We start from the raw sequence: 11,082 nt of genomic DNA, 5'->3' as shown, positions 1-11,082 counted from the left end.
TCCGCGAGCGTAGTTTCGCGAGCAGGCTCCATTTGGGATTCTCTCCTCTGGGTGTAAGCCATTCATATTGTGGTTGGGTGCTGTGTCGAAGGTGCTCCTGGCCACATTGATCGGTTTTTTGTTCCTCGGCATCGTAGAAAGTAAATTCGACGTAAGGCAGGATATTGCCGCCCTAACCTAGCAAATGACGGGCCTAAGCCTTTATCTCCCAGTGAGCGAGAGAGAGGCTCAGTTGGACTTCCCCCGTGGAGAGGCGGATCACGATCCCTTTAGGAACGTTTCCTGTTTGATTTGTCTCATATTTTGGTGTAGATTTAACCGAACCCATGGATATGAAAGATAATCACGGCTCGCAGCCGGTCAGGCAAACCTCTAAAGCCGCCGGGGCCAAGATACCTCTATCCGTATACATGATCACACTGAACAATGGTGCAACCATCGAACGGGCGCTCCAAAGCGTCGCCGCATGGGCGAACGAGGTGGTCGTGGTGGATTCTCACAGTACGGACGGGGCCATGGACGTGATTGAAAGATATACGGACAGGATCTTTCAATACGACACGACAAGTCAGAAAGACAAATATCAGTATGCCCAGGATCAGTGCAGGAACCGATGGGTCCTCTTTATTGACGCCGACGAGTGGCTCACCGGGGAATTCAAGGAAGAGGTGGAGAAGATCATCTCGTCGGGCGAATCACGGGACGGCTACATCGCTCACAGGAGAAACGTCTATCTGGGAAGGGAAATAAGATACGGCGGTTGGTATCCTGACCGGGAGATACGGTTGTACAGAAAAGATAAGGGAAGCTGGCAGGGGGGGATACACGCCAAGGTACACGTGAACGGGAGAACCGGGGTCATGAAGAACCGTTACATGCATACGCCCTATACTGACACGGCGCACCAGATACGAACCATCGACAGATACTCGGCAGCGTTTGCAGAAGACCTCTTTCAATCTCAGCGGCATTTCGACCTTTTCAGCATGCTCACGCGACCCATATTCAGATTTATCCGAGACTATATCTTCAAGAAGGGGTTCCTTGACGGGATACCGGGCTTGATTATCGCGGTATCCACAATGTACTATGTCTTTATGAAACAGGCGAAACTTTGGGAAATGGAGAAGAGACATGGAGGCAATGCAAGAATTCAGAAATAGAAACGTGCTCATTACCGGCGGTCTCGGTTTTATCGGAAGCAATCTTGCCATAGAGCTCGTAAAACTCGGAGCCAGAGTAACCATCGTGGACAATATGCTGCCACGACAGGGTGGTAATCTGTTTAATATCAGAGACATTGCCGACCGGGTGATGGTGAACGTCTCGGACGTGCGAAACGAGCTATCCATGAACCATCTCGTGAAAGGAATTGACTATGTTTTCCATCTGGCAGGACAGGTCAATCACGTGGACAGCATGCGAAATCCCCTTCAGGATCTCGATATCAACTGTCGGGGCACCCTGGTGCTGCTTGAAGCGCTCCGCCAGTTCAACAAAGACGCACGAATAATTTTCGCCGGAACCCGGGGAGAATATGGCAGCAGCGTCAAGCTCCCTGTAGATGAGAACCATCCTACTAACCCCAAGGGCATCTACGCCGTCACGAACTTAACCGCCGAAAAGATGATTCTTGTCTATGACGATATACACAAGATCAAAGGCGCCTGTCTGCGCATTACCAATACCTTTGGGCCGCGCCATCAGATGCAACACGACGAATACGGGGTTTTTAACTGGTTCATCAGAAAGGCAATGGACAACGATGAGATACCTGTATTTGGCGACGGAAGAATTCTCAGGGACTTCCTCTACGTGGAAGATCTCGTTGAATGTTTCCTTAAAGTGGCCCTGACGGGGGATGCCTATGGAGAAGTTCTTAATGTCGGTACAGGTGTGCCCGTCAGCTTTTATCAGCTGGCGCAAAAGATCGTTGAAATAGCCGGGAGTGGCACAGCGGCATTTACCGAGTTCACCCAGGAGAGAAAAGAGGTGGAGCCCGGCGACTATTATGCCGATATAGGCAAGGTAAAGAGGATCACGGGCTGGCAGCCTAAGACCTCGCTGGAACAAGGCATACGTAAGACCATCGAATACTACAAACTGTACAGAAAGGAATACTGGTAATCATGCCCGATCAGTATCCGCAGCCCCTGGCGAGAGATGGCGTGCACGAGAAGGTGCTCGCATACCTTGAGGACAAACCGCGAGGCAAGATACTCGATATACCCACGGGTTTCGGAGCGCTCGCCAAACGACTCATGGAAATGAATTTTGACGTCTCCTGCTGCGATATCGATACGGGTCAGTTCATGCTCAAAGACCTGAAGGTGAGCGTGGGAGATTTGAACGGGAGAATACCGTACGCGGATGATGAATTCGATTATGTCTGTTTTCTCGAAGCAATCGAACACACGGAAAACCCCTATAATGCGGTCCGAGAGGTTGCTCGGGTCCTGAAACCCGGCGGCATCCTCATCATGAGCACGCCCAACTATCTGAACATCGAAAGAAGGCTCAAGTTTCTCATGACGGGATTTTTTACGAAACCGGTTCCGCAGAACGTGTTTCGGAAGCGGTTTCATGGACAGGTATATGCCATGCACCTAAGTCCCATCGGATATACGCTCATTCGATTTATCCTGGAACATGCCGGGCTAAATCTTACCCGAATAACCTATGACAAGAAGAAACCCAAACAGATATTTCTCAAACCGCTTGTCTGGCTGATCCGTCTCTACGCGCACCTGTGGCCACGGCAAAAGCGAGACCAATACTGGCTTTCAGAAACCCAAAGCGACGTCGTGCTTGACGGTGGGAACACGTTGATCATCATTGCACAGAAATCGAGCGAGGAAACGTCATGAAAGTAAACATATTCAACCTGGAAAGAGACCATGCAGAGTTACAGGAAGAACTGCTCGTCAGATTCAAACACGTGTTGACTAAGGGCGATTTTATACTCGGGAAGGAAGTGACCGCCCTTGAGGAGGCCTTCGCAGAATATGTGGGAACCAGCCATGCCGTTGGGGTGGGAAGTGGCACTGACGCGTTGAGGGTGGGAGGACTGGCCCTCGATATCAAGGCGGGCGATAAATTCGTTACTGCGCCGAACAGCTACATCGCCTCCGCAATGGCACTCTCCATGCACGGACTCGTACCCCGCTTCTGCGACATAGAACTTGACACGCATAACATGGATCCGGAAAGACTGGGTGATCTTTTGAGAAAGGAAGAGGGTATAAAGCTGTGCATACCCGTCCATCTTTACGGACATCCCTGTATGCTTGACGAGATAATGGATGTGTGCAGAAAGCACGGTATCATGGTAATGGAAGACGCCTGCCAGGCACATGGCGCTCTGTATAAGGGCAAGAAGGTCGGCACCTATGGCGACGTCACCGCCTTCAGTTTTTATCCTACGAAGAATCTCGGAGCTTACGGGGACGGAGGCATCGTCACCACGGACTCCGAAAAGGTGTTCAAAAAAGCTACGATGCTCAGGAATTACGGACAGAGCGCCAAACACGTCCATGATATAGAAGGTTTCAATTCTCGCCTTGACGAACTGCAGGCAAGTTTGCTGCGCATCAAGCTGGATTATCTGGATGCCTGGAATGATCGGAGAAGATACAACGCATCGCTCTACAACGAAGGACTTCAGGGTTTGCCGATAATTCTACCCCAAGAGACCCCGTGGGCGCACCACGTATATCACTTATACGTCATACGGAGCAAAGAAAGGGACAGACTGAGAGCGTATCTCAACGATCGCGGGATATCCACGCTCATCCACTATCCTACACCTATCCACCTACAGAAGGTATATCAGTCGCTGGGATACGAAGCCGGCTCTTTCCCTAACGCGGAGTTAGCCGCGCAGGAAGTCGTCTCCCTGCCTATGTATCCGTCGCTTACTCAAGATGAGATCGCCTATGTCTCAGAGTGTGTGAGGAAGTTCTACGGCGCATGAAAATACTTCATCTCTTTAGCGACTGGAAATGGACAGGCCCTGCGGAGCCCGTGCTCTCCCTTTGCAAGGCGCTCGAGAATCTGGGGGTCGACGTGATCCTGGCCTATCGGAAAACGCCCATTGACTTCAACGAAAGAACCGTCGAAAAAGAGATCAGACAAAGAGGCGTAAAGTCTTTCGGAGGCCTCAGACTAAACCGATATTTCTCGCTGAAGGACTGGGTTTTCGATGCGCGTTTTCTCAGCCGGTATGTGGAAGAACAGGGAATAGACATTGTCCACGCAAACCTTTCCCACGATCATTGCATAGCTACCGCCTCTCTTTCTTTCAGCGGAAAAAGGCCTTTGATCATAAGGACCGACCATAAATGGAATGGCATGCCCGCCAACTGGTTCATGTCCTGGATACTTTCCCGAACGGACGGGATAGTGACATACAGTGAAAAGATCAGGAACCAGGATGTACAAACCTTCCGTTATCCCGCAGAAAGAACGTGCCTGCTACCGCCCGGAATAAAACCTTATGATGGACCGATCAAAGATATGCGTCATGAGTTCGGATTAAACGGGGACGAAAAGATCATAGGGGTTATCGGCCGTCTCAAGCCGGATCGAGGCTTTGACATCATTCTCAAGGCTTTCAAGATGGTTAAAGAGCGAGTCGACAATACGAGGCTTCTCATTATGGGCAGAAGCTCGCAGATTGAGGAGAGCGTAATGAAACCGCTTCGTAATTTAGGTCTCGAGCGTGACGTGATCCTCGCGGGCTATCGGATCGACGACTATTTCTCGGTCATTTCGCTTTTCGATGTCTTTGTGATGATGCGGGCGGGAAGCGATGGGAGCGCCCGGGCTTTAAGGGAAGTTATGAGCATGGGAATACCCGCGGTAGTCTCGGACGTTGGGATGCTCTCAGAGATGGTGGAGGATGGCGCTACCGGTTTAGTAGCTTCGTGGAATGAATTTGATCTCGCGGCAAAGATGGAGGCGCTCATTATCGATGACGCGAAACGAACCGCCTATGGGGCAAACGCGCGAGAGGCCGCGCGTGAGAAATGGGATTATCAGGTTCAGGCAAGGAAAATGAAGGATTTCTACGAGCATATCACACGACTGGGCAGGAAGGTGTGAGTACCTTCTTTGCCTTCCAACGAATGAACATGTCAGTTTCGTGTAGCTTAATTCACCGGTAATGTATCGCCAGCCAAATGGTCTTTTCAGCCTTGTCCGTCCAGAGTACCCGATGTTTTTTGTGCGCCGGTATATTGAGATAATCTCCGGACTTTAAGGTTACCGCTTCCTCGTCGCCATCAAAGAGAAGACCGGCGCTGCCCTTGAGTACAACAACCCACTCATTCTGGTCCTGATCATACCACGTTCCCTGAGGCGTAGAATGGCGATCCGAAACGATGCGTTCCAGCCTGAACGATTCCCCCTTGAGGAGCGTTTCAATTACTTCGTCCGGGACCGTATCGAGTATGTTGGCAAAGACGTTCTTTTTCGTGCCTTGCGTTTTCATAGTATCGATTTGCCCTTCTCTTCAATGATTTTGTCAAGGGTGTCTTTATAATCTTGAGCGTCGGGAGAAAGCTCTACGGCCCTGCGGGCCAGGTTCTCGGCTTCATCGAGCTTGATGCGCTTAACGTAGTAAAGCCAGGCAAGATTGTTATAGGCCCGCGGATCGCCTGTCTTCTGGATTGCCTTTTCGTAACATCTCTCCGCATCGGCTACCGAGCCTTTTTGAAAATAAATATTACCCATGTAGAGATACGCAACAGGCATTCTCTTCAATGCCGCCTCATATTCTTTCAATGCTTCATCATATTCTTTCTTGTTCTCGTAGGTCACGCCGAGGTTTATATGTTCTTCCGCTGTAAGCGGGTCGTGAAGAACGATGATCCTTGGCAAGCTGCACGATGCGCACAGCATCACAGCGATCAGGAAGACGGTTCTATAAGAAGAGACCAGTAACCTGTTCTTTCCCATATCTTAAGGAGCTCCTTATTAGGAATTATATCATTTTCCTTGCGTCCCGAATTCATGATGACGCTGTCATTAGTGTATCCCTTTGCCACCACAAAATGATCGAGCCTGTAGAGTGAGAAACCGTACTCTACGAAAAGAATGAGGGGCGTTCCGCTGTCTACACTCGTTCTGACGTCGGCGATGCTCCCCTGGAATTGTCTCGTTGTAAACCCTTTGTGCCGTGCGTAATTCTCGAGATCAATGCCCAACACGCCGCGCGCCGACGGGCTATAGATGGCGGCCACGATTTCTTCCACGGACAGTCTTTCGGAGCTGTCCCTCTTCATATACCAGTAATTCAAGACGCCCGCAAGGGCGGAAGGCCCGCACTGATAATCCTCTTGTTTGAAAAAGGGCACATTACCGATAAGATGTGTGCCTTCGGGAGGGGGCGCATACACCGTTGCTGCGCACCCGGAAAAGAACCAGGAAAGAGCGAGAATAGAGAAGGCGAGATATCTCTTCATCATAAAAAAATCTGGAGCGCGCACTATACGCGCTTCAGATTTTCAGGTTTACCTCTATTTCGTCAGCACTACCTTGTTGCCCGATGTAAGATTGATGATAATGATGACGAGCGCAACGATGACAAGCAACGCAATAATTACGCCCAGCGCGCCGTCTTTTCCGACTTTCAGATCGTCCATCTTCTGTGCAATGCTGTGAATCTGCTGATCGGTCATTTCTGAAAGCCTCGCGTTTATCTCTTCATAGGTAAAGCCGAGGTCTTGCAATCTCTGCCGGACTACCCTTGTCTCGAGGACAGCCTGGATTTTTGTCAGATCCTGTGTTCGGTCTACTACGGCAAGTTGTAACGTCTGAGACGGCGCAAATGCAGCTTCGACGCGCGGTGTGATACCGATGACGAACATTGCCATGACAAGATAACAAATAATAGCTCTTTTCATCATTCCCTCACCTCCCTTCGTAGAATTATTTTCACTTCCTCTGTACATTATATATCTATTATGAACTGTTTTGTAAACACTTTTTCGGAAATTCCTTTGATCCAAACAAGCGGATGTTATTGGTTCGAATCGCAATAAAGAGACGCCACAAAAATATTTGAAGCTTTCCCTGTAACATGGTATTCTGGAGACGCAGGGCGCGCGGTTGTTGCCCGTCATTCTTGAGCGAAACAATAGGAGGTTGATATGTCGGTCATATACGATGTCTTCGCAAGAGAGATACTAGATAGCAGAGGGAACCCGACAGTTGAAGTGGAAGTTACTCTGGAAAGCGGCGCTCTGGGACGCGCCATGGTTCCTTCCGGTGCATCCACCGGAGAAAGGGAGGCGCTCGAATTAAGGGACGGGGACCCCAAGAGATACAAAGGAAAAGGCGTGACCAAAGCAGTTGCCCATGTTAATGAAAAAATAGCGCCCGAAATAGAGGGACTCGATGCTCTCGACCAAGCCTATATCGATAACCTCCTCATAGAAATGGATGGGACCGAGAACAAGAGCAATCTCGGGGCCAATGCGATTCTCGGTGTATCCATGGCCTGCGCCCGTGCTGCTTCAGACTACCTTGCTCTTCCCCTCTATCAGTACATAGGGGGCATAAGGGGACGTGAATTGCCCGTGCCCATGATGAATGTGATCAACGGGGGGGCACACGCGCAGAACTCTCTCGACGTGCAGGAATTCATGATTGTTCCGGCAGGCGCGGCCAATTTCAAAGAGGCTCTGAGGATGGGCGCGGAAGTTTTTCACACGCTGAAAGGTATTCTCAAAGATAAGGGATACTCCACAGGCGTTGGTGATGAGGGCGGTTTTGCACCGCAGATCAAATCTACAAAAGAAGCCCTTGATACGTTAATTGTGGCCATAGAGAAGGCAGGGTACAAAGCCGGGAAAGATATCCTCTTGGCCCTGGATGTCGCGGCGAGCGAATTGTACAAGAAAGGCAAATACCACATCGACGGTAATGTCTGGGACAGTGGCAAGCTCATCGATTTCTACGATGGCCTTACAAAGAAATACCCTATCATCTCCATCGAAGACGGATTTGCTGAGAACGATTGGAAGGGATGGCAGGCATTTACCGAAAGATGCGGTTCAAGAATTCAGATTGTGGGTGACGACGTCTTTGTCACGAATCCGAACATCTTTATGGAAGGCATCAAGAAGGGTGTGGCCAATAGCATTTTGATAAAACTGAATCAGATCGGTAGTGTTACAGAAACCTTGACTACCATTGAAATGGCGAAAAGATCGGGCTACACCTGCGTAATCTCCCATCGTTCGGGAGAAACGGAAGACACGTTCATAGCGGATCTTGCTGTGGCCACGAACGTAGGCCAGATCAAAACGGGATCGGCATCGCGCAGCGAAAGAATAGCGAAATACAACCAGCTTTTGAGAGTAGAAGAGGAATTGGGCGATGTGGCACTGTTTGGCGGCAAAGAAGTCTTTTACAGCATTCGAAAAAAATAGGAGACGAATAAATAGGGCTCGACGGTACACAAGGTAGGAAGCAAGGACAAAAGGTGTGAATGAGGTTGTGATCATGGCGGGTTATGACATCATACATTTTGAAGCGCTCGGCGCCGAAGCGGAGCATCTGAAGGAAGAAACAATAAAGGCGCAGCAAAAAGGCGAACTCCCTGGTGAGTTCGCATATCTTTTAACGCCGATGAATGTTCAGGACTTCTTGAGAGCGAACCCAACCGTGGACCTACCCGACATCGTGACCACGAAGACGCACTCCATCCTACCCGAAGCCTACTTTTCCGGAAACAAAAAGAGCATCGTTACGCGAAGCGCAGGGTATGACCACTTTGAGCATCTGGCAGAAAGGGCAAATATCACTTCTCTGCGCGAATACTGTGTGAATGCCGTTGCGCAAACAGCCATGAAATTTGTTTACGCGACTGCCGGAGAAATGAACCACTACACAAAGAATACGGAAACCTTCGAAAGAAATAATGCGCGTGCTTTCATGGAACTCAGCAAACACAGGACCCTTACAGTCTTCGGCGTGGGTAAGATCGGCAAAGGGATCTATGAACTCGCTGAACTCAACGGGTTAACCGTCCAGGGCGTGGATATACGACAGGATTATTTGATCGATGCCTATCCTAGCCAGGTCCGTTTTGTTTCCAAGGAAGAAGCCCTCAGTTCAAGCGACATCATGGTGAATGCCATGAACCTCACCAGAAATGAGAAGAGCGCATTCTATAACGTAGGTTACTTCTCCAGAGAATATCTTTCCAGGGCAAAAGACGGGTTGATCTTCATTAACGTGACGCGGGGAGAGATTGCCCCGGAACAGGGTCTTGTGGAACTCTATCTATCTGGAAAGATCGGGGGCATAGGGCTCGATGTGTTCACGGAGGAAGCAGAGTTTGCCAGGCTTATGCTCCGTGATGAGACTCCCACGCAAAAAGACCATGTTGCGGCCAAAGTGATGGTGCGGAAAGCCCTGGAAAGAAGCGGAAACATCTACGTTCAGCCCCATCAAGGCTTCAATTCGGATATTGCGGCGGGCACGAAGGCGTTTGAGGCGATAAAGCATGTGATTGCCTGGTACAGAAACGGCGCAAAGTGCTTTGATGAGCAGCTCCCATACTATTAAAGGGGCTCGTCGCCCCCTCCGGCAGCAAAGCTCGCACCCGCGAGCGGGTATCATGCCCCGGCCTCCCTTCGGAGACCCGAGCTGCGAGAGGCAGGACTACGGGAACATTTGGTTTGCGACGGATTGGCTGCTTACGCGGCGAGCCGAGGCAAGCTCAATAACGATGGAACCATTGCAGGGAAGGAGATAAGGATGGAGTGCATACTGGAAAAGAATCTGACGACGTGCGCCTGCACTTACGAATCGTGTGTGAGACGGGGTAAATGCTGCGAATGTGTAACGTACCATAGGACCAAAGATCAACTACCCGGTTGCTACTTTACAAAACTGGGCGAGCGCACATATGACCGGTCTTTGGATGCCTTTATTAAAGACAGAAAATTGGGCCGATAAGCAACTCGTATCAAAATCGTGCGCCCTCCGGGGGAACTACCTTTCAAGGTCTCCCATTGCATCTTCAGCTCTTACACGAACGTCTCTGGACTTCTCACTCATAGCCACAATTGAGAGCTTTCGTAAGACATCATCCTTCTGTCCCTGCGTAAGACCTGCATATGATGCCGACAGCTTGTCGATCACGTTGAGTATGATGGACTGATCCTTGCAGTCGAGCATGAGTAGGAGGGTCGCCGTGTCATCCGGCATTCCATATTTTTCGATGTAACGCGTCACGTTTCTTAAGAAGCTGTCCGAACCGTAGGATTGATGGACCTTTTTGAACAGCTTATCGTGATCCACTGTGCCCTTCTTTCCCATAAAGAGCCTATCGAGGGCGTCGTGTACCCTGCCCGATTGCCATCGGTCCCTTTCGGCAAGCCTCGCGCCTTCTTTTTTTTCCTTGTTTTCCTGTCGCCCGTAGAACTTGCTTTTGTCTCTGTTTCTATCGAGCTCACGCCAGTTTGGCCTATCGTCGTCGTAGTCGCTCACAACACCTTCCTAACAGTATGATGGACCAGCATGCATTAGAGGCTCACCGCCTTGAGCCTCTAAACGTTTCTTCCAGGCCCATCCTCCACACACCGTCTTGCTTATACATCTTTAATATAGCCGGCCGCTCCGCTTTTCTATATCGAACAATGATTTCAGCTCTCTCCTGTTCGACCTTTCCTGTGTCCCAGCTGCTGTGCTCGAGCACGGTATCAGGATCAAAATATGCGAGATATTGGTCCCAGTAAGATTTGCATAACGGACCGCCCGTGGCAAAATCTCTGTTGATCTCTTCCTTTGTGCGAACCACACCCGCTTTGTTAAGCTCCTTGCGAACATCCTCTATGATGGTATTTTTGGACTTTTGGGAAAGAAGGGGCCATATACCGGGGTAGTCCCTTTGCTTCATGGTTTTAAAAAGGGATTCCGCAGAAGTGAGGATCTTATCAATCTCGACTCCATTGCCATGGGCGCTGATGTGTGAAACGATGTGAAACAGAAGCAGAAAAGCAGTAGCATAAACCGCAATAAGCAGGGTTTTCTTCATGCGAAAACTGAGGTCGGGAAACCCCGGCCTTA

The 11,082-nt window shown here is 50.0% G+C and carries 13 protein-coding genes; 7 read left to right on the top strand and 6 right to left on the bottom strand.

Annotated features, from left to right (window positions below):
• Positions 1-326 precede the first annotated feature (326 nt).
• Genes VMT62_18180 through VMT62_18160 form a run of 5 tightly spaced genes read left to right on the top strand, consistent with a single transcriptional unit; the run spans position 327 to position 5,103 of the window.
• Positions 327-1,163: a glycosyltransferase family 2 protein gene (locus tag VMT62_18180; protein HVN98361.1), complete on the top strand. Its 837-nt coding sequence runs from the start codon at positions 327-329 to the stop codon at positions 1,161-1,163.
• The gene (locus VMT62_18175) at positions 1,135-2,127 is read left to right on the top strand and encodes a GDP-mannose 4,6-dehydratase (protein ID HVN98360.1); all 993 of its coding nucleotides are present in this window, start codon (positions 1,135-1,137) and stop codon (positions 2,125-2,127) included. Before VMT62_18180 ends, VMT62_18175 begins: the two co-directional genes overlap by 29 nt.
• Positions 2,128-2,129: 2 nt before the next feature.
• Positions 2,130-2,867: a class I SAM-dependent methyltransferase gene (locus tag VMT62_18170; protein ID HVN98359.1), complete on the top strand. Its 738-nt coding sequence runs from the start codon at positions 2,130-2,132 to the stop codon at positions 2,865-2,867.
• A complete protein-coding gene (locus VMT62_18165) occupies positions 2,864-3,973 on the top strand; it encodes a DegT/DnrJ/EryC1/StrS family aminotransferase (GenBank protein HVN98358.1) in 1,110 nt (369 codons plus the stop codon). The genes VMT62_18170 and VMT62_18165 overlap by 4 nt, the downstream gene beginning before the upstream one ends.
• A complete protein-coding gene (locus tag VMT62_18160; GenBank protein ID HVN98357.1) occupies positions 3,970-5,103 on the top strand; it encodes a glycosyltransferase family 4 protein in 1,134 nt (377 codons plus the stop codon). The genes VMT62_18165 and VMT62_18160 overlap by 4 nt, the downstream gene beginning before the upstream one ends.
• Before the next feature lie 52 nt (positions 5,104-5,155).
• On the opposite strand, the gene VMT62_18155 is transcribed toward VMT62_18160, so the two are convergent.
• The 4 genes from VMT62_18155 to VMT62_18140 are packed head-to-tail and all read right to left on the bottom strand — an operon-like array spanning position 5,156 to position 6,908.
• Positions 5,156-5,491 carry a cupin domain-containing protein gene (locus tag VMT62_18155; protein HVN98356.1) on the bottom strand — a complete coding sequence of 112 codons (336 nt, stop codon included), beginning with the start codon at positions 5,489-5,491 and terminating at the stop codon, positions 5,156-5,158.
• Positions 5,488-5,958: a tetratricopeptide repeat protein gene (locus VMT62_18150; GenBank protein ID HVN98355.1), complete on the bottom strand. Its 471-nt coding sequence runs from the start codon at positions 5,956-5,958 to the stop codon at positions 5,488-5,490. Before VMT62_18150 ends, VMT62_18155 begins: the two co-directional genes overlap by 4 nt.
• Positions 5,910-6,467, bottom strand: coding sequence for a C39 family peptidase (locus VMT62_18145; GenBank protein HVN98354.1), 558 nt, complete (start codon positions 6,465-6,467; stop codon positions 5,910-5,912). The genes VMT62_18150 and VMT62_18145 overlap by 49 nt, the downstream gene beginning before the upstream one ends.
• Positions 6,468-6,518: 51 nt before the next feature.
• A complete protein-coding gene (locus VMT62_18140) occupies positions 6,519-6,908 on the bottom strand; it encodes a PA2779 family protein (protein ID HVN98353.1) in 390 nt (129 codons plus the stop codon).
• Positions 6,909-7,151: 243 nt separating this feature from the next.
• On the opposite strand from VMT62_18140, the gene eno reads away from it, so the two are divergent.
• Together eno and VMT62_18130 are read left to right on the top strand one after the other, a co-directional pair.
• Positions 7,152-8,435, top strand: coding sequence for a phosphopyruvate hydratase (gene eno / locus VMT62_18135; protein ID HVN98352.1), 1,284 nt, complete (start codon positions 7,152-7,154; stop codon positions 8,433-8,435).
• 55 nt (positions 8,436-8,490) lie between these two features.
• Positions 8,491-9,576, top strand: coding sequence for an NAD(P)-dependent oxidoreductase (locus VMT62_18130; GenBank protein HVN98351.1), 1,086 nt, complete (start codon positions 8,491-8,493; stop codon positions 9,574-9,576).
• Positions 9,577-10,005: 429 nt separating this feature from the next.
• On the opposite strand, the gene VMT62_18125 is transcribed toward VMT62_18130, so the two are convergent.
• Positions 10,006-10,503: a hypothetical protein gene (locus VMT62_18125; protein HVN98350.1), complete on the bottom strand. Its 498-nt coding sequence runs from the start codon at positions 10,501-10,503 to the stop codon at positions 10,006-10,008.
• A 43-nt stretch (positions 10,504-10,546) separates the two neighbouring features.
• A complete protein-coding gene (locus VMT62_18120) occupies positions 10,547-11,050 on the bottom strand; it encodes a hypothetical protein (protein ID HVN98349.1) in 504 nt (167 codons plus the stop codon).
• Between the last annotated feature and the right edge of the window lie 32 nt (positions 11,051-11,082).

It is taken from the genome of Syntrophorhabdaceae bacterium, assembly GCA_035541755.1.
Lineage (GTDB): Bacteria > Desulfobacterota > Syntrophorhabdia > Syntrophorhabdales > Syntrophorhabdaceae > PNOF01.
This window is presented reverse-complemented; position numbering and strand designations above follow the sequence as displayed.

Coding starts and splice junctions, on each gene's coding strand:
- VMT62_18180 (HVN98361.1), top strand. CDS start 327: ATGGATATGAAAGATAATCACGGCTCGCAGCCGGTCAGGCAAACCTCT.
- VMT62_18175 (HVN98360.1), top strand. CDS start 1,135: ATGGAGGCAATGCAAGAATTCAGAAATAGAAACGTGCTCATTACCGGC.
- VMT62_18170 (HVN98359.1), top strand. CDS start 2,130: ATGCCCGATCAGTATCCGCAGCCCCTGGCGAGAGATGGCGTGCACGAG.
- VMT62_18165 (HVN98358.1), top strand. CDS start 2,864: ATGAAAGTAAACATATTCAACCTGGAAAGAGACCATGCAGAGTTACAG.
- VMT62_18160 (HVN98357.1), top strand. CDS start 3,970: ATGAAAATACTTCATCTCTTTAGCGACTGGAAATGGACAGGCCCTGCG.
- VMT62_18155 (HVN98356.1), bottom strand. CDS start 5,491: ATGAAAACGCAAGGCACGAAAAAGAACGTCTTTGCCAACATACTCGAT.
- VMT62_18150 (HVN98355.1), bottom strand. CDS start 5,958: ATGGGAAAGAACAGGTTACTGGTCTCTTCTTATAGAACCGTCTTCCTG.
- VMT62_18145 (HVN98354.1), bottom strand. CDS start 6,467: ATGATGAAGAGATATCTCGCCTTCTCTATTCTCGCTCTTTCCTGGTTC.
- VMT62_18140 (HVN98353.1), bottom strand. CDS start 6,908: ATGATGAAAAGAGCTATTATTTGTTATCTTGTCATGGCAATGTTCGTC.
- eno (HVN98352.1), top strand. CDS start 7,152: ATGTCGGTCATATACGATGTCTTCGCAAGAGAGATACTAGATAGCAGA.
- VMT62_18120 (HVN98349.1), bottom strand. CDS start 11,050: ATGAAGAAAACCCTGCTTATTGCGGTTTATGCTACTGCTTTTCTGCTT.